This window comes from Geodermatophilus sp. SYSU D00079 (assembly GCF_054050635.1).
Genome location: NZ_JBJGZS010000037.1, coordinates 1 through 23643 on the forward strand (window position 1 = coordinate 1; position 23643 = coordinate 23643).

Consider the following 23643-nt stretch of genomic DNA (forward strand, 5'->3'; position numbering starts at 1 on the left):
GGGGGTTGGGTGTGTTGTGTATTTTGGGTGGGGTGGCGCTCGTGGGGGGGGGGGGGGGGCCGCGCCGCGCGGCGCCGCCCCCCCCCCCCCCCCCCCCCCCCCCGCCCACCCTAGCCCCGCGCAGCGAGGGGCCGACGACGACCGTCACCGGCCCCTCCGCCGGTCAGGCCGGGGACTCCTTCGGGCCCGCGGTCTCGATCACCTCGTAGCTCCACAGGTGGGAGGAGTCGGCGGCCGCCGGCGCGAGCGTGTCCCCGCCGCCGCTGTGGGCGCGGTCGAAGTCCTGGCTGGACTGCCAGGACCGGTAGGCCTCCTCGCTGCTCCAGCGGGTGTAGACGAGGTACTGGTCGGTGCCCTCCTGCGGACGCAGCAGCTCGAACCACTCGAAGCCGGGGGTCTGCTCCACCGCGCCGGCCCGGCCGCGGAACCGCTCTTCGAAGCGCTCCTGCTTGTCCGGCGGGACGGTGATCGCGTTGATCTTCACGACGCTCATGGCCCTCCCCTTCCCGGCCCCGGCGACGGTCAATCCCTGGTGGGGCACCCTGACCGGGTGAGCACCGAGCGCACCGCCGACCTGGGCTTCGCCCGCCTGGACCTCGACCGGGAGCAGCGCACCGGCACCCCCGAGGTGGTGTACGCCGCCGGGAAGTCCCCCGAGGAGACCGTGGCCTGCCTGGCCGCCCTGCTCGACGGGGGCGCGGGGCCGGCCTGGGCCACCCGCGCCGACGCGGCCACCGTCGCCGCGGTGCGCCGGCGGTGGCCGGACGCCGTCGTCGACGAGGCGGCCCGCTGCGTGGCCGTGGGTCCGCTCCCCCCGGTCTCCGGGGAGGTGCTGGTGCTCACCGCCGGGACGTCGGACGGCGCCGTGGCCGCCGAGGTGGCGTTCACCCTCGCCGCCTGCGGGGTGGGCTGCCGCCGGGTGGACGACGTGGGCGTCGCGGGCGTCCACCGGGTGCTGGCCGTGGCCCCGGACATCGCCGCGGCCGACGCCGTCGTGGTGGTCGCCGGCATGGACGGCGCGCTGCCCAGCGTGGTGGCCGGCCTCACCGACCGGCTGGTCGTCGCGGTGCCGACGTCGGTGGGCTACGGCGCGGCGTTCGAGGGGCTGGCGGCGCTGCTGACGATGCTCACCGCCTGCGCACCCGGGGTGCTCGTGGTCAACATCGACAACGGGTTCGGCGCCGGGGTGGCCGCCGCCCGGATCGTGCGGTCGGCTCAGCGGTAGCGGACCGGGTCCGGCAGGAGCTCGTTCATCGACCCCGAGCGGAAGCCCCGCGGGTCGACCTCCACCCGCTCGAAGCCGGGGACCGCGGCGAGCACGTCCGGGCGGGCGGTCAGCGCGGGGACGACGGCCGCGTCGACCTCGACCCGCGCGACGTCGTCCCCCAGGTCGCGCACCCGCAGGTCGCGCACGGGCAGGCCGGCGTCGGCCAGCGCGGCGCGCAGCGCCCCCTCGGCGGCCTCGACCCGGGCCAGCCGCTGCGCCGACACCGGGACGCCGTAGGCGATCCGGCTGGCCAGGCAGGCCGCGGCGGGCTTGTCCGCGAGAGGCAGCCCCCACCGGCGGGCGGCGGCGCGCACGTCGTCCTTGGTCAGCCCGGCGCGGGCCAGCGGGGCCCAGGCGCCGCGTTCGGCCGCGGCGCGGATCCCGGGGCGGAACCCGGCGCGCAGGTCGTCGGCGTTGGTGCCGGTGACCACGTCGGCGATGCCGAGGTCCGCGGCCAGGGGCCGGAGGACGTCGACCAGCTCGGTCTTGCAGAAGGCGCACCGGTCACCGGCGTTGGCGACGTAGCCGGGGCGGGACAGCTCGTCGGTGCGTGGCAGCTCGTGCCGGACCCCCAGCGAGGCGGCGAAGGTGACGGCGCCCTCCCGCTCGGTGGCCGGCAGGCTCGGGGAGACCGCGGTGGCGGCCACGACCCGGTCGGCGCCCAGGGCGCGCACGGCGGCCGCCAGCAGCAGGCCGGAGTCGACCCCGCCGGAGAAGGCGACGAGCACGCCGGGCAGCGGGGCGAGCTGGGCCTGCAGGGCCCGGAGCCGGTCGTCGAGCACGCCTGCAGGCTGCCACAGGTCAGCCGGGCGGGAAGCCGACCACCACGCGGGCGGCGGCCCCGGTGTCCTCGACCAGGGCCACCAGGCGGCCCGCGCCGTCCACCGCGGCGTGCAGGCCGGGTGCGCCGGTCGCGGGGACCCGCTGGCCGTGGCCGAGCGCCCGGGCCTCGTCGTCGGTGAGGGTGCGCTCGGGGAAGACGGCGCGGGCGGCGGCGGTCAGGGGGAGCACGCCCGGTCCGGTCCCCCCGGCGGCCAGCGCGGCGCCGGCGTCCTCCACGGCCGCGGCGTCGCGGACGGCGAAGGGGCCGGAGGCGGTGCGGCGCAGGGCGGCGAGGTGGCCGCCGACCCCCAGCGCCGCCCCGGCGTCGCGGGCGATGGCCCGGACGTACGTGCCGGCGGTGCAGGCCACGGTCACCTCGACGTCCACCAGCTCCGGCGCCGGCCGGGTGGTGCGGTGCACCTCGATGCGGTGGACGGTCACCGCCCGCGGCTCCAGCACGACCTCCTCACCGGCGCGCACCCGGTCGTAGGAGCGGCGGCCGGCCACCTTGACCGCGCTCACCGAGGAGGGCACCTGCAGCAGCGGCCCGGTCTGGGCGGCGAGCGCGGCGGCGACCGCGGCGTCGTCGAGGTGGGCCGCGGAGGTGGTGGTGAGCACCTCGCCCTCGCGGTCGTCGGTCACCGTGGACTGGCCGAGGCGGATGGTCGCCTCGTAGGTCTTGTCGTGCCCGCCCACGTACCCGAGCAGCCGGGTGGCCGAGCCGACGCCCAGCACCAGCAGGCCGGTGGCCATCGGGTCGAGGGTGCCGGCGTGGCCGACCCGGCGGACCGACAGCACCCGCCGGGCGCGCGCGACGACGTCGTGGGACGTCATCCCGCCGGGCTTGTCGACCAGCAGCAGGCCGGGGGGGACGTCGGCGTCGGGGCGTCGGGGGCTCACGCCGTCACCGTCTCAGGTGCCTGCAGCCACCTCTCCCCCGCCACCCGGACCAGGACCGCGACCAGCCGCAGGGCGATGAAGAGGACCAGCCCGGTCCAGACGCCGGCCAGCCCCCAGCCGAGCGGGACGGCCAGCAGCGACAGCGGCAGGAAGCCGGCCAGCGCGGCGCCGACGGTCACCGTGCGCAGGTACCCGACGTCGCCGGCGCCCATGAGGACGCCGTCGAGGGCGAACACCACGCCGGCCAAGGGCTGCATGCCGGCGAGGAACCACCAGGCGACGCCGGCCTGCGCGACGACCGCGGGGTCGTCGGTGAACAGCGGCGGCACCACCGGGCGCAGGGCCAGCAGCAGGGCCGCCACGAGCACGCCGGTGCCCAGGCCCCACGCCGTGACGCGGCGCGCGGTGGCGCGGGCGTCGTCCGGGCGGCCGGCACCGAGGGCCTGGCCGACCAGCGTCTGCGCGGCGATCGCGTAGGCGTCCAGGACCAGGGCCAGGAAGAAGAACAGCTGGATGGCGATCTGGTGGGCACCGAGCTCGGCGGTGCCGGTCCGCGCGACGACGCCGGTCGCCACGAGGAAGGCCAGCTGGAGGACGGCGGCCCGCAGCAGCAGGTCGCGGCCGATGACCAGCTGCGCCCGGACGGCCGCGGCACGCGGACGCCACGGGACGCCCTCCCGCAGCAGCGCCCGGACGAAGAGCGCCGCCGAGACCGCCTGGCCGACCACGTTGGCGACGGCCGAGCCGGGCAGCCCGAGCCCGACTCCGTGCACCAGCAGCGGGCAGAGCACGAGGCTGACCAGGCTGCCCGCGAGCACGTAGTGCATCGGGCGGCGCAGCTCCTGCACGCCGCGCAGCCAGCCGTTGCCGGCCAGCGACACCAGCAGCAGCGGCGCGCCGAGGCCGGCGATGCGCAGCCAGGTCTCCCCCGCCTCGGCGACCGGGCCGGCGCCGCCTGCCAGCGTGCGGGTCAGCGGGCCGGCCAGGAGCTGGAAGGTCGCCAGCACGAGCAGGCCGAGCGCGAGGGCCAGCCAGGTGGCCTGGACCCCCTCGGCGACCGCGCCCGTGCGGTCCCCGGCGCCGGCCCGGCGGGCGGCCCGGGCGGTGGTGCCGTAGGCGAGGAAGTTCAGCAGGGCCGCGGCCCAGGCCAGGAGCCCGCCGCCGACGGCCAGGCCGCCGAGGGCCACCGTGCCCAGGTTGCCGACCACGGCGGTGTCGACCAGCAGGTACAGCGGCTCGGCGGCCAGCACGACCAGCGCCGGGGCGGCCAGGGCCAGGACACCGGGAGCGCGCCCGGGCCGGGCGCTCACCCGCGCAGCTGGGCGCGGATCCGGGCGACCGTGGCCTCGCGGTCCTCGTGGGAGGTGAACCCGGCCGCGGCGCGGTGCCCGCCACCCCCCAGCGCCATGGCCACCCGCGCGACGTCGGTCGCGCCGCGGGAGCGCAGGGACACCGACCACGACCCGTCGTCCTGCCCCTTGAGGACGCAGGCCACGTCGGCCTCCTCCGTGGAGCGGACGACGTCGACCAGCGCCTCCAGCTGCTCGCCGGGGAGCCCGTGCTCGGCGGCCTCGGCGGTGCTCGACCAGGTCCAGACCAGGCCGGCGCCGGTGCCGGCCTCCAGCACGGCCCGGCCGGCGACCACCGAGAGCAGCCCCAGCCAGCCGAACGGCGCGGTGTCGAACAACCGCTGGCTGATGGCGGCGTGGTCGATGCCGGTGGCCAGCAGCCGCGCGGCGAGGTCGTGGGTGTCGGGCCGGGTGTTGCCGAACCGGAAGGAGCCGGTGTCGGCGGCCAGGCCGGCGTAGAGGCAGGTGGCCAGCCGCTCGTCGAGCGCCACGCCGAGGCCGTCGAGCAGGTCGGCGACGAGCGCGACCGTCGCGGGGGCGCCCGGGTCCACCACCCGCACCGCGCCGAAGCCGGGGTTGCTGGCGTGGTGGTCGACGACGACCGACGTGCCCGCGCGTTCCAGCAGGACCGCGACCTCGCCCAGCCGGGCCGGCGAGGCCGCGTCGAGGCTGACGAAGACGTCCGGGGAGCCGGGGACCGCGCTCGAGGGCACCAACCCGTCGGCGCCGGGCAGCCAGGCCAGGGAGGCCGGCAGCACGAAGGGGTCCGGGAAGGTGGCCAGCACCCGGGCGCCGCGGCGGCGCAGGCCCTCGGCGAGGGCGAGCGTGCTGCCGAGGGCGTCGGCGTCGGGCTGCACGTGCCCGGAGAGGACGACCGTCGCCCGCGCCGCGGCGGCCGCGGACAGGACGGCGGCGGCGGGGGCGGTCAGGTCGGTGCCGGGCGGGACGGAGGTCGTCACGCCCCGGGACCCGGGTCGGCGACCGGCGGGGCGTTCTGCTCCTCGGTCACGTCCCCACCGCCGACCGGGAACCCCGGCCCGCCGTCGTCCGGCTCGTCGGAGGTGATGCTGGGCGCGTCGCCGATCTCGCCGCGCTTGCCGCCGTCGGTGGGGTCACCGGTGGACGGCTCGGGCCGGCCGCCCAGTTCGTTGCGGTCGGCGTCGGCCGGCTCCGGGTCGAGCTCGCTCACGATGCGCTCCTGGTCTCGCTGGGGACGTCGATCCCGTCATCGGCGGTACCGGCGGTGTCCTCGACCTCGCCGTCCTCGTCGTCCTCGGCCGGACGGCGGTAGGGGTCGGGCTCGCCGGCGTACTGCGCGCCCTCGCGGATGCGGGCCAGCTCGGCGTCGGCGTGCCGGACCCGCTCGAGGGCGGCGTCGAGCTCCCGCGCGGTGTCGGGCACGTGGTCGGCGACGAAGGTGAGGGTCGGGACGAACTTGATGCCGGTCTGCTTGCCGACGGTGGAGCGCAGCACGCCGGTCGCCGAGGACAGCGCCCGGGCGGAGTCCTCGACCTGGGTGGCGTCCCCGTACACCGTGTAGAACACCGTGGCCTCGCGCAGGTCGCTGGTCACGCGGGCGTCGGTGACGGTCACCATGCCCAGGCGGGGGTCCTTGATCTGCGTCTCGATCGCGGCGGAGACGATCTGTCGGATGCGCACCGCCAGCTTGCGGGCGCGGGCCGGGTCGGCCATCGGACCTCCTGGGTGAGGACCCCCTCCTCCCACCCCTCGCACGCTGGGGGCGGCCCGGGAGGGGGCCAACGGACGTGTGGTGCTGCTTAGTCGGTGTCGGAGAACAGCTGCCGGTGCGTCGACAGCAGCGTCACCTCCGGCCGCTCGGCCAGCAACCGCTCGCAGGCGTCGAGGACGTCGGTCACCTGTCCGGCGTCCCCCGCGACGGTGGCCACCCCGACCTGCACGCGGCGGTGCAGGTCCTGGTCGCCGACCTCGGCCGCGGCGACGGCGAACCGGCGCCGCAGCTCGGCCACGATGGGCCGGACCACGGCGCGCTTGCCCTTCAGCGAGTGGACGTCGCCCAGCAGCAGGTCGGCGGTCAGTGTCCCGGTGAACACCAGAACACCCCCCGCCGACCCGCCGCCGTCGGCCCCGTCCCGCTCAGGCCGATCGTGCGGGGCCTGGGCAGGACGGGGCCCTCCGTCACGCGCGCGGCTTCTCGCGCATCTCGAAGGTCTCGATCACGTCGTCGACCTTGATGTCGTTGAACGACCCCAGGCCGATACCGCACTCGTAGCCCTCGCGGACCTCGGTCGCGTCGTCCTTGAAGCGGCGGAGGGACTCCACCGTCAGGTTGTCGGCGACCACGGCACCGTCGCGGATGAGCCGGGCCCTCGAGTTGCGGACGATCGTGCCGCTGCGGACCAGCGAACCGGCGACGTTGCCGATCCGCGGCACGCGGAAGACCTCGCGGACCTCCGCCGTGCCGAGCTGGACCTCCTCGTACTCGGGCTTGAGCATGCCCTTGAGGGCGGCCTCGATCTCGTCGATGGCCTGGTAGATGACCGAGTAGTACCGGACGTCGATGCCCTCGCGGTTGGCCAGCTCGGTGGCCTGCCCCTCGGCCCGGACGTTGAATCCCAGGACGATGACGTCGTCGGCCAGCGCCAGGTCGATGTCGCTCTTGGTGATCGAGCCGACGCCGCGGTGGATCACCCGCAGCGAGACGTCGTCGCTCACCTCGATCTTCATCAGCGCCTCCTCGAGCGCCTCGACGGTGCCCGAGTTGTCGCCCTTGATGATCAGGTTGAGCTGACGGTTCTCCTTGAGGGCGGCGTCGAGGTCCTCGAGGCTGATCCGCTTGCGCATGGAGGCGTTCTGCGCGTTGCGGATGCGGGCCTGGCGGCGGTCGGCGATCTGCCGGGCCACCCGGTCCTCCTCGACCACGAGGAAGGTGTCACCGGCACGCGGCACCGAGGTGAGACCCACGACCTGCACGGGGCGGGCCGGCAGGGCCTCCTTCAGCTTGTTGCCGTGCTCGTCGAGCAGCGACCGGACGCGGCCGTAGGCGTCGCCGGCCACGATCGAGTCGCCCTGACGCAGCGTGCCGCGCTGGACGAGCACCGTGGCGACGGGGCCGCGGCCCTTGTCCAGCTTGCCCTCGATGACCACACCCTGCGGGTCCTGCTCGGTGTTGGCGCGCAGGTCCAGCGAGGCGTCGGCGGTCAGCAGGATCGCCGCGAGCAGGTCGTCGAGACCCTGGCGGGTGGTCGCGGAGACGTCGACGAACATCGTGTCGCCGCCGTACTCCTCGGCCACCAGCCCGTACTCGGTGAGCTGCTGGCGGATCTTGGCGGGGTTGGCCCCCTCCTTGTCGATCTTGTTGACCGCGACCACGATCGGCACGTCGGCGGCCTGGGCGTGGTTGAGCGCCTCGACCGTCTGCGGCATGACGCCGTCGTCGGCCGCCACGACCAGGACGACGATGTCGGTGACCTTCGCGCCACGGGCACGCATCGCGGTGAACGACTCGTGACCCGGGGTGTCGATGAAGGTGATCGGGCGCTCCTCGCCCTCCAGCTCGCTGACGATCTGGTAGGCGCCGATGTGCTGCGTGATGCCACCGGCCTCGCGGGCCACCACGTTGGCGTTGCGGATCGCGTCGAGGAGCTTGGTCTTGCCGTGGTCGACGTGACCCATCACGGTCACGACCGGCGGGCGGGCCGACCAGTCCTCCTCGTCGCCCTCCTCGTCACCGAAGGTGAGGTCGAAGGTCTCGAGGAGCTCGCGGTCCTCGTCCTCGGGGCTGACGACCTGGATGTTCCAGCCGATCTCGGCACCGAGCAGCTGCAGCGTCTCGTCGTTGACCGACTGGGTCGCGGTGACCATCTCGCCCAGGTGGAACAGGGCGGTGACCAGGGCGGCCGGCTGGGCGCCGATGCGCTCGGCCAGGTCGGTCAGCGAGGCGCCGCGCGGCAGACGGACGGTCTGCCCGTTGCCACGGGGCAGCTGCACGCCGCCCATGCTGGGCGCCGCCATGGAGTCGAACTCCTGACGCCGCTGCTTCTTGCTCTTGCGGCCACGGACCGGACCCCGGCCACCGGGACGGCCGAAGGCACCGGCGGTACCGGCACCCGAGCCACCACGGCCACGGCCACGGCCACCGCCGCCACCACGGAAGCCACCACCGGCCGGAGCGCCGGCGCCGCCGCCGCCACCACCGGGGCGGAAGCCACCGCCGCCACCGCCGGGGGCACCGCCGGGACGGCCACGGCCGGCGCCACCCGGCGCGCCGGGACGGCCGGCACCGGCCGGACGCGGCGGCATCATGCCCGGGCTGGGCCGCTGCGGCATCATGCCCGGGTTCGGGCGCGGACCACCGGGACCGGCGGCCGGACGCGGGCCACCCGCACCGGGCGCCGGACGCGGACCACCGGCACCGGGCGCCGGACGCGGACCACCCGCGCCGGGCCCCGGACGGGGACCGCCCGGGCCGGGACGCGGGCCCGCGCCGGGGCCGGGACGGGGCCCGCCGGAGGGCGCCGGACGCGGCGCGCTGCTGAAGGGGTTGTTGCCCGGGCGCGGAGCCGGCCGGGGGCCGGGACGCGGACCGCCGCCGGGGGCACCGGGTGCACCCGGACGCGGAGCACCCGGGGTGGCCCCACCGGCGGGGCCGGGACGGGGCGCACCGGCGGGACCCGGACGCGGACCGCTGGGCGCGGCCGGCGCCTGCGGAGCCGGGGCGCTGGCCGCGGGGGCCTGGGGCGCGGCCGGACGCGGACCGGGGGTCGGGGCGCCCGGACGGACCGCGCCGGGGCGCGGACCGGGGGTGGGCCCCCCGGGCGCACGGGTCGCCGGCGCCTGGGGCGCCGACGCGGCGGGGGCGACCGGCGCGGGAGCCGGAGCAGCCGGGGCGGCGGCCGGAGCAGCCGGCGCGGGGGCCGGAGCAGCCGGGGCGGGGGCCGGGGCGACCGGCGCGGACGCCACCGGAGCCTGCGGGGCAGGCGCGGGCGGACGCGGGCCGGGACGGGGACCGGGCTTGGGAGCGGCGGACGAACCGCTGCCGTTGCCGCCGCCGGAACCGGCGACGAAGGCCTCCCGGAGCCGACGGGCCACGGGGGCCTCGACGGTGGAGGACGCGGACTTCACGAACTCGCCCTGCTCCTTGAGCTTGGCGAGCACGGTCTTGCTGTCGACACCGAACTCCTTGGCGAGTTCGTGTACGCGGGCTTTGCCTGGCACGGATCTCCTCTTTGTGAGGCCGGCGGCTTGCCCGCTCGACCTCGTCGTCAGTCCTGCATGGTCATCGTGGGGACTTCACGGCTTGCTCATCCGACGACGTCCTGACTCGACTGCGGACCGGCCGGTTGCCGGTCCGTCTGTGTTGTTGCGGTTGTCGTTCGTCCATCGCCCGCTCCCGGCGCCGCTCCCCCGGGCGCCGTGGACGGCGCGCCGAGGAGGTGGGCCCGGAGCGGACCGGCCTCGACCGGGGAGCTGCTGCGCAGCGCCCGGACGAAGGCCCGGCGTCGCTCCGCTGCGTGCAGGCACTCCGGGGTGGGGTGCAACGACGCTCCCCGACCGGGGAGCCTCCGCCGTGGATCGGGGACGAGAGCCCCGTTCCGGGCGACCACACGCAGCAGATCGGTGACCGGAGCGCGTTTCCGGCAACCCACGCACGTGCGCACCGGGACAGACGATTCGGCCACCCTGCACTCTAGCGCGCGGAACGCCCCGGGTGTTCCGCACTCCGGCCACCGGCCACCCGACCGGGGCGTGATCCTCCACCCGGTCCGCCCCGGCGCACGCCGGGACCGGCCGGGCCGGCCGCCGGGGCCCCGGACCGCAGGGGTGCCCGGCCGACCCCGGGGGACGGCGCGGCGTCGTCGGCCTCGGCGTCGCTGCGGATGTCGATCCGGCAGCCGGTCAGCCGTGCGGCCAGCCGCGCGTTCTGCCCCTCCTTGCCGATGGCCAGCGACAGCTGGTAGTCGGGCACGACGACCCGCACGGCCTTGGCCTGAGGGTCGACGACCTGGGCGCTGTTCACCCGCGCGGGGCTGAGGGCCGAGGCGACGAACGTGGCCGGGTCGTCGGACCAGTCCACGATGTCGATCTTCTCGCCGTGCAGCTCGCTCATGACGTTGCGCACCCGCTGGCCCATGGGGCCGATGCAGGAGCCCTTGGCGTTGAGCCCGGGCACCTTGGTGCGCACGGCGATCTTGGAGCGGTGCCCGGCTTCTCGGGCGACGGCCACGATCTCGACGCTGCCGTCGGCGATCTCGGGCACCTCGAGCGCGAACAGCTTGCGCACCAGGTTGGGGTGGGTGCGGGAGACGGTGACCTGCGGGCCGCGGAAGGTGCGGGCGACCGACACCACGTAGGCCTTCAGCCGGCTGCCGTGCGCGTAGGTCTCACCGGGCACCTGCTCGGTGGGCGGGAGCACCGCCTCCACCTTGCCGATGTCGATCAGCACGGTGCCCTGCACGTTGCGGCGGTCGTGCGCCTGCACGATGCCGCTGACGATGTCGCCCTCCTTGCCGACGTACTCGCCGAAGGTCTGCTCGTGCTCGGCGTCCCGCAGGCGCTGCACGATCACCTGCTTGGCGGTGCTGGCCGCGATGCGGCCGAAGTCGCTGGGGGTGTCGTCCCACTCCCGGACGACCTCACCGTCGGCGCCCAGCTCCTGGGCCAGGACGGCGACCTCGCCGCTCTTGCGGTCCACGTGCACCCGCACGTGCTTGGCCGCGCCGTCGGCGTGCCGGTAGGCCGTCACGAGAGCGGTCTCGATCGCCTCGATGACCGTGTCGGCCGGGATGCCCTTCTCCCGCTCGACCGCCTTCAGGGCGGTCACGTCGATGTTCACTGTCCTCCTCCGTCGTCCTCGTCCGCGGGATCCGGCTGCGCGTCCGGCTCCGGCCGGCCGAACTCCACCTGCACCCGCCCGGCGCCCAGCTCCGGCCACGCCACGTGCCGCTGGGTCGGCGGGCGCTTCTTCGCCCCCGGCTTGCCCTTGGCCTCCACGGCCAGGGAGACCCCGGTCCCGTCCACGGCCAGCACCCGGGCGGTCACCTGCTCGACCGAGCCCTGCGGCCCCACGCCCACGCTGACCAGGCGGCCGGTGTTGCGCCGCCAGTGCCGCGGCTCGGTGAGCGGCCGGTCCACCCCGGGGCTGGTGACCTCGAGCACGTAGGGCAGCCCGCCGAACTCGGTGTCGTCCTCGTCGAGGGCCGCCGACACCGCCCGGCTGACCTCGGCGACGTCGTCGAGGGTGATCCCCTCGTCGCGGTCGACCACCACCCGCACGACGCTGCGGCGGCCGGCCGGGGTGACGACGAGCTCCTCCAGGTCGTAGCCGGCGGCGTCGACGACGGGCCCGATGACGCCGGCCAGCCGGGTGGCCACGGGATCGGTGCGGGAAGCGGCGGACACGGGCTCCCTCTCTCTCCGAGCTCGGTCGGGGCACACCGGGGCGGCTCCCGCCCGGTCTGGTGCCCCCGTGGGGGACGGCGGACACACCGCCGGGCCCGGTACCGGGCGAAGAGCCAGGCTACCGCCCGCCGGCCACGCCCGAGACCGGGCGCCGGGGACTCCCGCGCCCCCGGAGCGCCGCCGCACCGGCCCGGTCCGGGCTGAGAGGATGGTGGCGATGCTCCCCTCCCCCGCCCCCGCGCCCCGGGGGTTCTCGCGACGCGCGCTGCTGGCGGCCTCGGCCGGCCTGGCCCTCGCGGCCACCGGCTGCACGTCCGGGGACCCCGGCGGGCCCGCGGTCAGCACCGCGGAGGCCGACCAGCTGGCCGGCCAGGTCGCCGTCCAGGAGGCGCTGGTGGCGGCGTACGCGGCCGCGGCGTCCGCCGACCCGGCCCTCGCCGCGGCGGTGGGCGGGCTGGCGACGCAGGCGACCGAGCAGCTGGACCGGCTGCGGGCGGCGGCGCCGTCGTCGGGCTCCCCGGCCCCGTCCCCGGCGGCGCCACCGGCCGGAGGGGACGTGCGGAGCTGGCTGCGGGACCAGGTGTCCGCCGCCGCGCGCTCGCACGCCGACGCCGGCGTCGACCAGACCGGCCCCCGGGCCGCGCTGCTGGGGTCCCTGGCCGCCGGGCTCCGGGGGCAGGAGACGGTGCTGGCGTGACCGGCGGTCCGGGGAAGGGGTGCGCCCGTGGCTGACGACGGCGTCCTGGACGAGGGCACCGAGACCACCGCCCTGCAGGAGGCGCTGGCCGCCGAGCACGCCGCCGTGTGGGGCTACGGCTCGGTCGGCGCCGGCCTGCCGCCGGAGTCGCGCCCGCAGGCGTCGGCGGCGGAGAACGCCCACCGCGACGTCCGCGACCGGCTGGCCGGGCTGCTGGAGGAGCGCGGCGACGACCCCCCGCCGGCCGCGGCCGGCTACGCCCTGCCCTTCCCCGTCGTCTCGGCCGTGGACGCCGCCGCGCTGGCGGTCGTCCTGGAGGACGGCGTCGCGGCGGCCTGGGTGCGGGTGCTCGACCAGGCGGTGCAGTCGACGGTGCGCCGGCTGGCGGTCGACGAGCTGGCCGCCGCCGAGGTGCGGGCCGTGGCCTGGCGGGGGGCCGCCGCGCGGTCGCCGGTCACCACCGCCTTCCCGGGGCTGCCCGAGGGCTGACCGGGGCGGGCCGCGACCAGTCGCGTGCAAGCGCGCTGCAAGCGGGGCCCGTGAGGGTGGCGGTCGCCGGAGCGAGGACGCCCGGTCCCCCGCCCCCGCAGGAGAGCGACCCGCGATGAGCACCCCCACCGACGTCCGCCGCCAGCTGGACCTGCCCGGTCAGGCCGCCGTGGCCGAGGGGCCCCACGACCTCGGCGGCATGTACGTCGTGCACCACGCCTTCCGCCGCGACCTGGACCGCTTCGCAGCCGCGGTGCGCCGGACCCCGCTGGAGGACGGCGCGACGTGGCGGGCGCTGTCGGCGCGCTGGACCCGCTTCGGCACGGTCCTGCACCACCACCACACCGTCGAGGACACCGCCATCTGGCCGCTGCTGCTGGCCCACGTCGACGCGGCCGGCGACACCGACGGGCGGGCGACGCTGGAGGCCATGGAGGCCGAGCACGAGCTCATCGACCCGCTCCTCGACGCCTGCTCGACCGCCTTCACGGCCATGGCCCACGCTCCCGACGCCGCGACCCGCGACCGGCTGGCCGACCGCGTGAGCGCCACCCGCGACCGCCTCGCCGACCACCTGGTGCACGAGGAGACCGGGGCCCTCCCGCTGGCCCAGCGGCACATGACCCCCGCCGAGTGGCAGGCCGCCGAGCGGGCGGCGCAGTCCGCCCACGGGCTGCGCGACATGGGCTTCCTGCTGCCCTGGGCGGCGCACGGACTGACCGACGAGCAGGTGGCCGCCGCGTTCGGGGACGCCGGGCGCGGGTTCCGCGTCCTGCTGCGCCTCACCCGCGGCCGGTTCGAGCGCGGGGAGCGGACCGCCTTCCGCTCCGCCTGAGGGCCGGTCCGCCCCCGTGTCGTGCGCGCGGACGGCGGGGGCTCAGCCCAGGCCGCCGAGGAAGGCGTCGGTCACCCCGACCGCGAGGCTGCTGGACTGTCCCCCCTCGACCAGGACGGCGAAGGCGAGGTCGCCCTGGGGACCGCCCAGCCGGTAGCCCATGAACCAGCCGTGTGCGTCCGGCGGGGTGTTGCTGCCGTACTCGGCCGTCCCGGTCTTGCCGTGGACCTCGCCGCGGTCGGCCAGGGCGGTGGCGGTCCCGGAGAGCACCACCTGCCGCATCATCGGCCGCAGCGCGTCGAGCACGGAGGCGTCCGGTCCGGCCGGCAGGGTGCCCGCGGGCTCCGCGCCCACGACCTCCACCGGCGCCACCGGGGTGCCACCGGCCACCCCGGCCGCGACGAGGGCCAGCTGGGCCGGGCTCATCAGCACCTGGCCCTGGCCGATCGCGTTGGCCGCCTTCGTCGTCCCGGTGCTGTCGGCGGGGACGCTGCCGCTGAACACGTCGACCGGCAGCTGCCAGTCGGTGCCCACCCCGTAGGAGGCGGCCGCGGCGGCGAGGGCGTCGTCGGGCAGCTGCAGCGACTGCTGCATGAAGGTCGTGTTGCAGGACTGCGCGAACGCCTCGGTGAAGGGCACGGTGCCCAGGTCGAACTGGTCCTGGTTCTCGAACTCGCGGCCCTCGACGACGAAGGTGCCCGGGCAGGGCACCGGCGTCTGCGGGGTGGTCCCCGCGCCCAGCAGCGCGGTCGCGGTGATCGTCTTCATGCTGGAGCCGGGCGGGTACTGGCCGCTCAGCGCGTTGCCGGCGACGGCCGCCTCGTTCGACGAGACGGCCAGCACCTCGCCGGTGCGCGGGCGCACGACCACCAGGTGGGTGGGCAGCTGCTGGCCGGCGACGGCGGCGTCGGCGGCGTTCTGGACCGCGGGCACCAGCGGGGTCTGCACCGGCTGGCCCGGGACGGGGGCGACCGCGTCGATCTCCCGGCCGGGATCGCCGGTGTCCTGGTCGGTGCTCGCCACGCTGACGGCGAAGCCGGCGGTGCCGGTCAGCTGCTCCTGGAGGGCCCGCTGCAGGCCCGACAGGCCCAGCTGGTCGCCGGAGGCGTAGGCCGGCTCGCCGTCCACCGTGGTCTCCTCCAGCACCTCGGCCGTCGCCGGGCCGACCCGGCCCAGCAGGGCCGAGGCGAACCGGGCGGTGGGGGCGAGCAGCCGGGTGTCGGTGGGGAACACCGCGCCGGGCAGGTCGAACACCTGCGCGCGGATCGCCTCGAAGTCGGGACGGCGCAGGGTGATCACCGGGACGAACTGCCCGGCGGGGGCGGCCTGGACGTCGGCGACGATCTCCTCCGCGGCGACCCCGGTGGCCGCCGACAGCGCCCCCGCCAGGGCCGGCAGGTCGGTGACCTGGGCCGGGTCGACGCCGACGTTGACCACCTCGGTGGGCGTGAACAGCGGCGCCCCGTCCGCGCCGGTGATCGCCGCGCGCTCGGGCAGCTCGCGGGTGAGCACCAGCTGCTGGCCCTCGCCGAGCTCCGGGTGCACGAGGGTGGGCTCGGCGACGACGTCCCAGCCCTCGTCGGCCTCCCGCAGCCGCAGCGTGGCGGGGTAGCTCCACTCGGGGGCGGCGGCGAGGTCCCAGGTGGCCGTCCACTCGACGGTGGCGGTGCCGTCCTCGACCACGACGGTGCCGAGCTCGGAGCTCAGTGCGGCGTCGGGGAGGTCGGCCGCGGTCTGCTCCAGCAGCGCGCCGGCGGCGGCGGGGTCCGTGGTGGCACCGGCGGCGGCGTCGACGTCGCCGGTGGCCCAGTCCTCGAGGAAGGCCTCCGCCGCGGCCCGCACCTCGTCGGTCGGGTCGCCCGAGCAGGCGGCCAGCGCCGGCGCGGCCAGCAGCACGAGCGTGGTTCCCAGGACCGTCCCCCGACGTGTGCGCACGGGGAGACAGCGTTCCAGACGCCACCACCCGGACGACGGCGGCGCCCCGGCCGTGGCGACGTGCCGGAGCGGCTCCCCTGCCGGGGCCCGTCAGAACAGGACGCTGGCGTACCGCCCGACCTCGCGGAAGCCCACGCGGGCGTAGGAGGCCCGGGCGGGGGCGTTGAAGTCGTTGACGTAGAGGCTGACGACCGGCGCGATCGCGGCACGGGCGTACTCGACGACGGCGGCGGTGCCCGCGGTGCCGATGCCGCGGCCGCGGTGCGCGGGGGCGACCCACACCCCCTGGACCTGGCAGACGGTGCGCGACACCGCGCCGATCTCGGCCTTGAACAGCACCTCGCCGTCCTCGATCCAGGCCAGGGACTGACCGGCGCGGACGAGGTCGGCGACCCGCGCGCGGTAGCCGGCGCCGCCGTCGAGGCGCAGCGGGCTGACCCCGACCTCCTCGGTGAACATGGCCACCGCCGCGGGCATGAGGATCTCCAGCTCCGCCGGGCGCACCGGCCGCACGTGCGGCTCGGGAGCCACCGCGGGCGGGCCATCGATCGCCAGCAGCGGCTGGCGGGGCCGGTGGTCGCGGGCCGGGCCCCACGACGGCTCGAGCAGCTCCCACAGCGGCTCGACGGCCGTGGCGGGGCCGACGATGGTGGAGCAGCGCCGCCCGGCCCGCCGGGCCCGCTCGGCGAACGCGGCCGCGGCGGTGCGCTCGGCGCCCGGGACGGTGAAGGGGATCAGGTTGGCCCCGGCCAGGCAGACCGCGTCGAGGGAGCGGCCGCTGCCGACGCCCCACAGCGGGGCGCCGAGGGCCTGTGCGGCCGTGCCCGCGACCTCCACCCGCCCGGCGATGACGCAGGCGGCCACCGGGTCGGTGGCCAGCAGCCGGCGGACGGCCGGCTCGTCGGTCTCGTCGAGGACCCGGGCGGTCGGCGTGCGCAGCACCGGCCGGGTCAGCCGACGGTGACGACGGGCGCGCCGGAGGGGACCCCGGCGTCGGCCTGCTCGCCGGCGATGCGCATGGCCTCCTCGATCAGGGTCTCCACGATCTGCGACTCGGGGACGGTCTTGACGACCTCGCCCCTGACGAAGATCTGCCCCTTGCCGTTGCCGGAGGCGACGCCCAGGTCGGCCTCGCGGGCCTCCCCCGGGCCGTTGACGACACAGCCCATGACGGCGACCCGCAGCGGCACCTCCAGCCCGTCGAGGCCGGCGGTCACCTCGTCGGCCAGCCGGTAGACGTCCACCTGGGCCCGGCCGCAGGACGGGCAGCTGACGATCTCCAGACCGCGCTGGCGCAGGTTGAGCGACTCGAGGATCTGGGTGCCGACCTTGACCTCCTCCACCGGCGGGGCGGAGAGGGAGACGCGGATGGTGTCGCCGATGCCCTGGGACAGCAGCGCCCCGAAGGCGACGGCGGACTTGATCGTGCCCTGGAAGGCCGGACCGGCCTCGGTGACACCCAGGTGCAGCGGGTAGTCGCACTGCGCCGCGAGCAGCTCGTAGGCCCGCACCATGACGACCGGGTCGTTGTGCTTGACCGAGATCTTGATGTCGCGGAAGCCGTGCTCCTCGAACAGCGAGCACTCCCACAGGGCCGACTCCACCAGCGCCTCGGGGGTGGCCTTGCCATACTTGGCGAGCAGCCGCTTGTCCAGCGAGCCGGCGTTCACGCCGATCCGGATGGGGATGCCGGCGTCGCCGGCGGCCTTGGCGATCTCGCCGACCTTGTCGTCGAACTTCTTGATGTTGCCGGGGTTCACCCGCACGGCGGCGCACCCGGCGTCGATGGCGGCGAAGACGTAGCGCGGCTGGAAGTGGATGTCGGCGATGACCGGGATCTGCGACTTCCTGGCGATCGCCGGCAGCGCCTCCGCGTCGTCGGTGTCGGGGACGGCGACCCGCACGATCTGGCAGCCGGCGGCGGTCAGCTCGGCGATCTGCTGCAGCGTCGCGTTGACGTCGGCGGTCTTGGTCGTCGTCATCGACTGCACGCTGACGGGGAAGTCGCTGCCCACCCCGACGCCGCCGACGTCGAGCTGACGGGTCTTCCGGCGCGGGGCCAGGACGGGCGGGGGTGCAGCGGGCATGCCGAGACTGACGGGGGTCGCCATGACACCCAGTATCGCCCGGCGTGCACCGCGGTGCCGCCGCCGCCGCTGTGACCCTGCGCGGCCGTGCCCGTGCCCGGTGGCAGTACGCCCCGTCGCCGGGCCGGGGTGGCCGCCGTGGTCGTTGTGCCCCCGGCCCTGCCCTGGTACCCAGCCCCTGACCCACGGGGGCCGGTACCCGCCACGGAGAACCCATGTCCGAGAGCACCGACCGCGACCGCCACGAGGCCGTCACCCGCAGTGCCCAGGGCGCACCGCACCGGGCCGAACCGCTGCTGGGCCTGCTCCCCTACATCGGCGTGCTGCTCTTCGTGGCCTCGGCGGTCCCCGTCGTGTTCGGCGACCGCACCGGCCCGTGGCAGCAGCAGCTCGTCGAGAACGGCGTCGTGTACATGATCGGCTGGGCCGCGATCGGCGCCGGCATCTCCCACGTCCTCTTCGGCCCGCGGATCGCCCGCTCGATCGGCTGGGGGACCAGCCCCTTCCAGTTCGAGGTGGGCGTCGCGAACCTCGGCTTCGGGGTGGCCGGCGTCCTCGCCACCTCGTACTCGTCGGAGTACTGGCTGGCCGTGATCATCGCCAGCTCCGTGTTCCGCGTGGGCTGCGGCATCGGCCACATCCGGCAGATGGTGCAGCACCACGACTTCGCCGTGAACAACACCTCGATCCTCGTGCTGGACTTCGGCGTGCCGGCGGCGCTCGTCGTCATGTACGCCCTCTGGGCCCCCTGAGCCCGGCGCCGGCTACTGAAGCGTGATCGGGTTGACGATGTCGGCCACCAGCAGCAGCCCCGACAGCACGATGAACAACCCGGCGACGACGTAGGCGACCGGCATGAGCCGGGCGATGTCGAACGGCCCCGGGTCGGGGCGGCCGCGCAGGCGGGCGACGACCGAGCGCGCCTTCTCGTACAGCGCCCCGGCGACGTGCCCGCCGTCGAGCGGGTAGACCGGCAACAGGTTGAACAGGAACAGCACCAGGTTCACGCTGGCCAGCAGGCTGAGGAAGAAGCTGAGCTTCTCCGCGCCGGTGAACTGCGGGATGGCGAAGACCTCGCCGGAGATCCGGCCGACGCCGACGACGCCGATCGGGCCGTTCTCGTCCCGCTCCTCACCGAGGAAGGCGGCGCGGAACAGCTGCGGCACCTTCTCCGGGATCTCGACCAGGCGCTCGACGGAGTTCGCGACGACCATCCCGAAGTAACTGGGCAGGTCGGCCAGCGACTGCCGGGCCAGCTCCGGCGTCGGGGAGACGCCCAGGTAGCCCGCGGTCGTGGTCTCGTCGCTGCCGGCCTCGACGTAGACGGTGTTGGCGATCGGCGTGACGGTGAGGTCGCGCTGCTGCCCGTCGCGCTCGACGGTCAGCGACAGGGCCTGGCCGGGGCTGGTGCGGATGGCCTCCTGCACCGCCGTCCAGCTGTCGTAGGCCGTGCGCTCCACCGGCGTCCCGCCGATGGCGACGATCGTGTCGCCGGGTCGCAGCCCCGCGGTGGCGGCCGGGCTGCGCTGCGGCAGCGCGCAGCCGGCGGCCCCGGCCTCGCACAGCTCGCCGTCGGCGGTGATGGGCACCGCGCACGGGTCCTCGGCGGTGGCGCTGGCCGCGCCGGCCGGCAGCACGCAGGCGGGCACGTCGCGCACGGTGGTGGTGAAGACGCTGGTGCCGACGGCGGTCAGCGTGATCGCGAAGAAGACGACGGCCAGCACCAGGTTGTGGAAGGGGCCGGCGAACATCACGATGACCCGCTGCCACCAGGGCTTGGCGTAGAACACCCGCCCGGCGTCACTGGGCAGGACGTCGTTGAGGGCCTGCCCGCGCACCTCGGCGATGAAGCTGCGCATCCGGGTGGCGCGCCTGCTCTCGCCCTCCTCGGCCGGCGGGATCATGCCGACGATGCGGATGTAGCCGCCCAGGGGCACGGCCTTGATGCCGTACTCGGTCTCCCCCTTGGTGCGCGACCACACCGTCGGCCCGAAGCCGACCATGAACTGGGGCACCCGCATGCCGAACTTCCGGGCCCAGTAGAAGTGGCCGGCCTCGTGGAAGCCGATCGAGAACAGCAGGCCGACCGCGAAGGCGACGATCCCGAGGACGGTCAGGAGGATCCCGCTCAGCTCAGCCTCCGGCGATGACTCCCCGGGCGTGGTCCCGGGCCCACTTCTCCGCCGCCAGGACGTCCTCGACGCAGGTGGGGGCGCCGGGGTCCGGCGCGTCGTCGAGGGTACGCGCGACGAGGTCGACGATGCCCCGGAACGGCAGCCGACCCGCGACGAAGGCGGCCACCGCCTCCTCGTTGGCGGCGTTGAACATCGCCGGCACCACGCCCCCGGCCTCCCCGGCGGCGCGGGCCAGCCGGACGGCGGGGAACGCGACGTCGTCGAGAGGCGCGAACTCCCACGTGCTCGCCGTCGACCAGTCCAGCGCCGGCTGCACGTGCGGGAGGCGGTCGGGCCAGGCCAGCGCCAGGGCGATGGGCAGGCGCATGTCCGGCGGGCTGGCCTGGGCGATCGTCGCGCCGTCGGCGAAGGTGACCATCGAGTGCACGATCGACTGCGGGTGCACCACGACGTCGATGTCGGCGTACGGGACGCCGAAGAGCAGGTGCGCCTCGATGAGCTCCAGGCCCTTGTTGACCAGGGTGGCGGAGTTGATCGTCACCACCGGCCCCATGGCCCAGGTCGGGTGGGCCAGCGCCTGCTCGACGGTGACGTCGGCCAGCTCCTCGGCGCTGCGGCCGCGGAACGGCCCGCCGCTGGCGGTGAGCACCAGCCGGGCCACCTCGCCGCGGGCACCGCCGCGCAGGCACTGGGCCAGCGCGGAGTGCTCGGAGTCCACCGGCACCAGCTGCCCCGGCGCGGCCGCGGCGGTGACCAGGTCACCGCCGGCCACCAGCGACTCCTTGTTGGCCAGTGCGACGGTGTTCCCGGCGCGCAGCGCGGCCAGCGTGGGGCCCAGCCCGATCGAGCCGGTGATCCCGTTGAGGACGACGTCGGCGGCGCGGGAAGCCAGCTCCTCGGCGGCCCGCGGCCCGGCGAGGATCTCCGGCAGCGCGTACTGACCCTGCGCCCAGCCCCGCTGCGACGCCGCCGCGTAGAACGCCAGCTGGAGGTCCTGGGCGGCGGTGGCCCGGGCGACGGCGACGGTGCGGACGCCGAGGGACAGCGCCTGTTCGGCCAGCAGCCCGACGTCCCCGCCACCGGCGGCCAGGGCGGTGATCCGCAGCCGGTCGGGGTTCTGCTCGGCCACCGCGATCGCCTGCCGCCCGATCGAGCCGGTGGAGCCGAGCACCGTCACCTCGCGCAGGTCGCTCACGGTTCGCTCCTGCGGCACGCTGCGCTCAGCGGTCGCTGGCGCTCCCTGCGATGCCCACGTGCCTGTCCGCTCACGGGTGCATCCTCCCCGACGGGCCCCGCGCCGCGGCGCGCCGTCCCGACCTCGGGCGGTGGGCCCGGAGGGCTCCTGCCAGAATGGCCGGAGGGCGAGCGAGCCCGAGGACACAGCGGCGCCCGCGACTGCGGGCGCCGGGCGCCAGCGAGGAGAGCGCGTGAGCGAGCAGACCCACCGCGAGCGGATCGCGACGGACAACCCCGCGACCGAGCGGGTCAACCAGCCCGGGCGCGAGGAGGCCGTCGTCCGCCGCGACGCCCACCCGGTCGAGCACGAGCGCCCGGAGGACTGGGGCTGGCACGGTGAGACCGGCCGCGCCGGCCGGATCGCCTCGTGGATCGCGATCCTGTTCATGCTCGCCTACCTCGTCGGCAACCACGAGGGTCGCGTCGAGGACTACTGGGTCGGCGCGTTCGTGCTGCTGATGGTCCTGCTCAAGGTCTACGACTACTTCCGGCGGAAGAACGCCTGGCGCAGCCAGTGACGGCCCGCTGACGACGACGGAGGCCCGTTCCCCTCGGGGAGCGGGCCTCCGTCGTCCCGGGCCCGCCGGTGTCAGGTGACGCTGACGCCGATCGCGAGCCCGATCGCGAAGGTCACCCCCGCGGCGATGCCGCCGAACAGCACCTGGCGCAGCGCGGCGGACCACCAGGGGCGCGGCGTGAACCGTGACGACAGCGCGCCGGCCGCGGCCAGCCCGGCGGCGCCGCACAGCAGGGCCACCCACAGCAGTGAGGCGCCGAACAGGTAGGGCAGCAGCGGGACGACCGCCCCGGTGGCGAAGGTGAGGAACGAGGAGACCGCCGCGACCACCGGCGAGGGCTTGTCCTCGGGGTTGAGCCCGAGCTCGGCGACGACGTGCAGCCGCAGCGCCGTGTCGGGGTCGCGGGACAGCTGCCGGGCGACCAGCGGGGCCAGGTCGTCGTCCACCCCGCGGACCCGCAGCATCTCCACCAGCTCGGCCAGCTCACCGTGCGGGTTGCGCTCGAGCTCCCGGCGCTCCTTGGCGACCTCGAGGTCCAGCTGCTCGTTCTGGGTCTTCACCGAGGTGTACTCGCCCAGCGCCATCGAGATCGCGCCGGCGACCAGGCTGGCCACGCCGGAGAGCACGATCGCCCGGGGCGCGGCGCCACCGCCACCCACGCCGGCCACCAGCGCGGTGTTGGTGACCAGCCCGTCCATGGCCCCGAACACGGCGGCCCGCAGCCACCCGCCCGAGACGTCGGCGTGGGTGTGCTCGTGGGCCTCGGCCACCGGCGGGTCGCCGGCGGCGCTCACTCGTCCGCCTCGGCGCCCAGCTCCACCGACGGCTCGAGGGACGGCGTCGGCACGGCCACGCTCGGGACGCCGTCCACCCGGTCGGCCGCGGCCAGCTGACCGCAGGCGCCGTCGATGTCCTGGCCGCGGGTGTCCCGGACCGTCGTCGGCACCCCGGCGGCGCGCAGCCGCGCGACGAACTCCCGCTGGGCCGGCAGCGGACTGGCGTCCCACGGGCTGCCCGGGGTCGGGTTCAGCGGGATGAGGTTCACGTGCGCGCGGCGCCCGGCGAGCAGCCGCCCAAGCAGGTCGGCGCGCTCGGGCTGGTCGTTGACGTCACGGATGAGCGCGTACTCGATGGAGTACCGGCGGCCGGTGCGCTCGGCGTAGGCGTCGGCGGCGGCGACGACCTCGGCGACCTTCCACCGGGTGTTGATCGGCACCAGGGTGTCGCGCAGCTCGTCGTCGGGTGCGTGCAGGCTCACCGCGAGGGTCACGTTCAGGCCCTCCTCGGTGAGCCGCCGGATCGCCGGGACGACCCCGACGGTGGAGACGGTGATCGACCGCTGCGAGAGGCCCAGCCCGTGCGGGGTGGGCGTGACCAGCGCGTCGAGGGTCTTGCGCACCCGCGCGTAGTTGGCCAGCGGCTCGCCCATGCCCATGAACACGACGTTGGACAGCCGCCCGGGGCCGCCGGGGATCTCCCCGCCCGCCATCGCTGCGGCGGCCGCGACCGCCTGGCCGATGATCTCGGCGGCGGACAGGTTGCGGGTCAGCCCACCCTGCCCGGTCGCGCAGAACGGGCAGGCCATGCCGCAGCCGGCCTGGCTGGAGATGCACACCGTGGCGCGGTCCGGGTAGCGCATGAGCACGCTCTCGACGAGGGCGCCGTCGTGCAGTCGCCACAGCGTCTTGCGGGTGCGCCCGCCGTCGGCCGACTGGTGCCGCACCGGGGTCAGCAGGCCCGGCAGCAGGGCGCCGGTGAGCGTCTCGCGGACGGCGGCCGGCAGGTCGGTCATCTGCGCGGGGTCGGTGACGCCCCGGTAGAAGTGCCGGGCCAGTTGGTCGGCGCGGAAGGCCGGCTGACCGAGCTCGGCGACCGCCGCGCGGGCCTCCTCACGGGTGAGGTCGGCGAGGTGGCGGGGCGGCTTGCCCCGGCGGGGGGCGTCGAAGACCAGGGGCAGGGCAGTCATGGCGGTTCCCATGGTCCCACTAGCCTC

Annotated in this window: 25 protein-coding genes and 1 pseudogene; 6 read left to right on the plus strand and 20 right to left on the minus strand. The window is 76.1% G+C overall.

The features are described from left to right. Positions 1-163 precede the first annotated feature (163 nt). Positions 164-493 (minus strand): antibiotic biosynthesis monooxygenase family protein, encoded by a 330-nt coding sequence (locus tag ACI79E_RS20755; RefSeq protein ID WP_456934471.1) that lies wholly within the window; start codon positions 491-493, stop codon positions 164-166. Positions 494-550: 57 nt separating this feature from the next. Here ACI79E_RS20755 and larB point away from each other — a divergent pair, with 57 nt between their 5' ends. Continuing rightward, positions 551-1225 carry a nickel pincer cofactor biosynthesis protein LarB gene (gene larB / locus ACI79E_RS20760; RefSeq protein ID WP_456934472.1) on the plus strand — a complete coding sequence of 225 codons (675 nt, stop codon included), beginning with the start codon at positions 551-553 and terminating at the stop codon, positions 1223-1225. On the opposite strand, the gene larE is transcribed toward larB, so the two are convergent. The 12 genes and pseudogenes from larE to rimP form a co-directional block, all read right to left on the minus strand. Further along, a complete protein-coding gene (larE, locus tag ACI79E_RS20765; RefSeq protein ID WP_456934473.1) occupies positions 1216-2049 on the minus strand; it encodes an ATP-dependent sacrificial sulfur transferase LarE in 834 nt (277 codons plus the stop codon). The two genes, larB and larE, sit on opposite strands and share 10 nt — an antisense overlap. 19 nt (positions 2050-2068) lie before the next feature. Further along, on the minus strand, positions 2069-2989 hold the full coding sequence (gene truB / locus ACI79E_RS20770; RefSeq protein ID WP_456934474.1) for a tRNA pseudouridine(55) synthase TruB: 921 nt from the start codon (positions 2987-2989) through the stop codon (positions 2069-2071). Next, positions 2986-4299, minus strand: coding sequence for an MATE family efflux transporter (locus ACI79E_RS20775; RefSeq protein WP_456934475.1), 1314 nt, complete (start codon positions 4297-4299; stop codon positions 2986-2988). Before ACI79E_RS20775 ends, truB begins: the two co-directional genes overlap by 4 nt. Beyond that, complete coding sequence (locus ACI79E_RS20780; protein WP_456934476.1) at positions 4296-5297, minus strand: DHH family phosphoesterase; 1002 nt, start codon at positions 5295-5297, stop codon at positions 4296-4298. The genes ACI79E_RS20775 and ACI79E_RS20780 overlap by 4 nt, the downstream gene beginning before the upstream one ends. Further along, positions 5294-5527, minus strand: coding sequence for a hypothetical protein (locus ACI79E_RS20785; protein WP_456934477.1), 234 nt, complete (start codon positions 5525-5527; stop codon positions 5294-5296). Before ACI79E_RS20785 ends, ACI79E_RS20780 begins: the two co-directional genes overlap by 4 nt. Beyond that, positions 5524-6030, minus strand: a complete 507-nt coding sequence (rbfA, locus tag ACI79E_RS20790; RefSeq protein WP_456934478.1) for a 30S ribosome-binding factor RbfA — start codon at positions 6028-6030, stop codon at positions 5524-5526. Before rbfA ends, ACI79E_RS20785 begins: the two co-directional genes overlap by 4 nt. Before the next feature lie 86 nt (positions 6031-6116). Next, positions 6117-6410, minus strand: a complete 294-nt coding sequence (locus ACI79E_RS20795) for a DUF503 domain-containing protein (RefSeq protein WP_104530456.1) — start codon at positions 6408-6410, stop codon at positions 6117-6119. A gap of 85 nt (positions 6411-6495) precedes the next feature. After that, a complete protein-coding gene (gene infB / locus ACI79E_RS20800; RefSeq protein WP_456934499.1) occupies positions 6496-8331 on the minus strand; it encodes a translation initiation factor IF-2 in 1836 nt (611 codons plus the stop codon). Positions 8332-9393: 1062 nt separating this feature from the next. After that, a pseudogene (locus tag ACI79E_RS20805) lies at positions 9394-9534 on the minus strand (translation initiation factor IF-2 N-terminal domain-containing protein); the annotation flags it as partial. Between the two features lie 86 nt (positions 9535-9620). Further along, positions 9621-9998 (minus strand): YlxR family protein, encoded by a 378-nt coding sequence (locus ACI79E_RS20810; RefSeq protein ID WP_456934479.1) that lies wholly within the window; start codon positions 9996-9998, stop codon positions 9621-9623. 8 nt (positions 9999-10006) lie between these two features. Then, the gene (nusA, locus tag ACI79E_RS20815; RefSeq protein WP_456934480.1) at positions 10007-11152 is read right to left on the minus strand and encodes a transcription termination factor NusA; all 1146 of its coding nucleotides are present in this window, start codon (positions 11150-11152) and stop codon (positions 10007-10009) included. Then, positions 11149-11718, minus strand: a complete 570-nt coding sequence (rimP, locus tag ACI79E_RS20820) for a ribosome maturation factor RimP (protein WP_456934481.1) — start codon at positions 11716-11718, stop codon at positions 11149-11151. Before rimP ends, nusA begins: the two co-directional genes overlap by 4 nt. Before the next feature lie 217 nt (positions 11719-11935). Here rimP and ACI79E_RS20825 point away from each other — a divergent pair, with 217 nt between their 5' ends. The 3 genes from ACI79E_RS20825 to ACI79E_RS20835 all read left to right on the plus strand — a co-directional run bounded on the left by ACI79E_RS20825 (position 11936) and on the right by ACI79E_RS20835 (position 13739). Next, positions 11936-12415 (plus strand): hypothetical protein, encoded by a 480-nt coding sequence (locus ACI79E_RS20825; RefSeq protein ID WP_456934482.1) that lies wholly within the window; start codon positions 11936-11938, stop codon positions 12413-12415. Between the two features lie 27 nt (positions 12416-12442). After that, the gene (locus tag ACI79E_RS20830; RefSeq protein ID WP_456934483.1) at positions 12443-12904 is read left to right on the plus strand and encodes a ferritin-like domain-containing protein; all 462 of its coding nucleotides are present in this window, start codon (positions 12443-12445) and stop codon (positions 12902-12904) included. Between the two features lie 115 nt (positions 12905-13019). Then, entirely contained in the window at positions 13020-13739 is a 720-nt protein-coding gene (locus ACI79E_RS20835) for a hemerythrin domain-containing protein (protein WP_456934484.1), read from the plus strand. A 42-nt stretch (positions 13740-13781) separates the two neighbouring features. Here the strand turns inward: ACI79E_RS20835 and ACI79E_RS20840 are convergent, their stop codons facing one another. From ACI79E_RS20840 to ispG, 3 genes are all read right to left on the minus strand, one after another. Continuing rightward, positions 13782-15674, minus strand: a complete 1893-nt coding sequence (locus tag ACI79E_RS20840) for a penicillin-binding transpeptidase domain-containing protein (protein ID WP_456934485.1) — start codon at positions 15672-15674, stop codon at positions 13782-13784. Between the two features lie 90 nt (positions 15675-15764). Continuing rightward, positions 15765-16616 carry a GNAT family N-acetyltransferase gene (locus ACI79E_RS20845; RefSeq protein ID WP_456934486.1) on the minus strand — a complete coding sequence of 284 codons (852 nt, stop codon included), beginning with the start codon at positions 16614-16616 and terminating at the stop codon, positions 15765-15767. Positions 16617-16624: 8 nt separating this feature from the next. Further along, positions 16625-17785 (minus strand): flavodoxin-dependent (E)-4-hydroxy-3-methylbut-2-enyl-diphosphate synthase, encoded by a 1161-nt coding sequence (gene ispG, locus ACI79E_RS20850; RefSeq protein WP_456934487.1) that lies wholly within the window; start codon positions 17783-17785, stop codon positions 16625-16627. Between the two features lie 191 nt (positions 17786-17976). On the opposite strand from ispG, the gene ACI79E_RS20855 reads away from it, so the two are divergent. Beyond that, positions 17977-18513 carry a DUF6790 family protein gene (locus ACI79E_RS20855; RefSeq protein WP_456934488.1) on the plus strand — a complete coding sequence of 179 codons (537 nt, stop codon included), beginning with the start codon at positions 17977-17979 and terminating at the stop codon, positions 18511-18513. 12 nt (positions 18514-18525) lie between these two features. Here ACI79E_RS20855 and ACI79E_RS20860 read toward each other — a convergent pair whose 3' ends face one another. Together ACI79E_RS20860 and dxr are read right to left on the minus strand one after the other, a co-directional pair. Beyond that, a complete protein-coding gene (locus ACI79E_RS20860; protein WP_456934500.1) occupies positions 18526-19893 on the minus strand; it encodes a M50 family metallopeptidase in 1368 nt (455 codons plus the stop codon). 1 nt (position 19894) lies between these two features. After that, positions 19895-21091 (minus strand): 1-deoxy-D-xylulose-5-phosphate reductoisomerase, encoded by a 1197-nt coding sequence (dxr, locus tag ACI79E_RS20865; protein WP_456934489.1) that lies wholly within the window; start codon positions 21089-21091, stop codon positions 19895-19897. Between the two features lie 232 nt (positions 21092-21323). Here dxr and ACI79E_RS20870 point away from each other — a divergent pair, with 232 nt between their 5' ends. After that, positions 21324-21650, plus strand: coding sequence for a DUF2631 domain-containing protein (locus tag ACI79E_RS20870; protein ID WP_456934490.1), 327 nt, complete (start codon positions 21324-21326; stop codon positions 21648-21650). Positions 21651-21721: 71 nt separating this feature from the next. Here ACI79E_RS20870 and ACI79E_RS20875 read toward each other — a convergent pair whose 3' ends face one another. Then, the gene (locus ACI79E_RS20875) at positions 21722-22444 is read right to left on the minus strand and encodes a VIT1/CCC1 transporter family protein (protein WP_456934491.1); all 723 of its coding nucleotides are present in this window, start codon (positions 22442-22444) and stop codon (positions 21722-21724) included. Continuing rightward, complete coding sequence (rlmN, locus tag ACI79E_RS20880) at positions 22441-23616, minus strand: 23S rRNA (adenine(2503)-C(2))-methyltransferase RlmN (protein WP_456934492.1); 1176 nt, start codon at positions 23614-23616, stop codon at positions 22441-22443. The genes ACI79E_RS20875 and rlmN overlap by 4 nt, the downstream gene beginning before the upstream one ends. Between the last annotated feature and the right edge of the window lie 27 nt (positions 23617-23643).

What these genes read in the sequence shown, in the direction of transcription:
- ACI79E_RS20825 (WP_456934482.1), top strand. Translation starts at nt 11,936, where the DNA reads ATGCTCCCCTCCCCCGCCCCCGCGCCCCGGGGGTTCTCGCGACGCGCG.
- ACI79E_RS20835 (WP_456934484.1), top strand. Translation starts at nt 13,020, where the DNA reads ATGAGCACCCCCACCGACGTCCGCCGCCAGCTGGACCTGCCCGGTCAG.
- ACI79E_RS20755 (WP_456934471.1), bottom strand. Translation starts at nt 493, where the DNA reads ATGAGCGTCGTGAAGATCAACGCGATCACCGTCCCGCCGGACAAGCAG.
- ispG (WP_456934487.1), bottom strand. Translation starts at nt 17,785, where the DNA reads ATGGCGACCCCCGTCAGTCTCGGCATGCCCGCTGCACCCCCGCCCGTC.
- rbfA (WP_456934478.1), bottom strand. Translation starts at nt 6,030, where the DNA reads ATGGCCGACCCGGCCCGCGCCCGCAAGCTGGCGGTGCGCATCCGACAG.
- infB (WP_456934499.1), bottom strand. Translation starts at nt 8,331, where the DNA reads ATGGCGGCGCCCAGCATGGGCGGCGTGCAGCTGCCCCGTGGCAACGGG.
- rlmN (WP_456934492.1), bottom strand. Translation starts at nt 23,616, where the DNA reads ATGACTGCCCTGCCCCTGGTCTTCGACGCCCCCCGCCGGGGCAAGCCG.
- ACI79E_RS20855 (WP_456934488.1), top strand. Translation starts at nt 17,977, where the DNA reads ATGTCCGAGAGCACCGACCGCGACCGCCACGAGGCCGTCACCCGCAGT.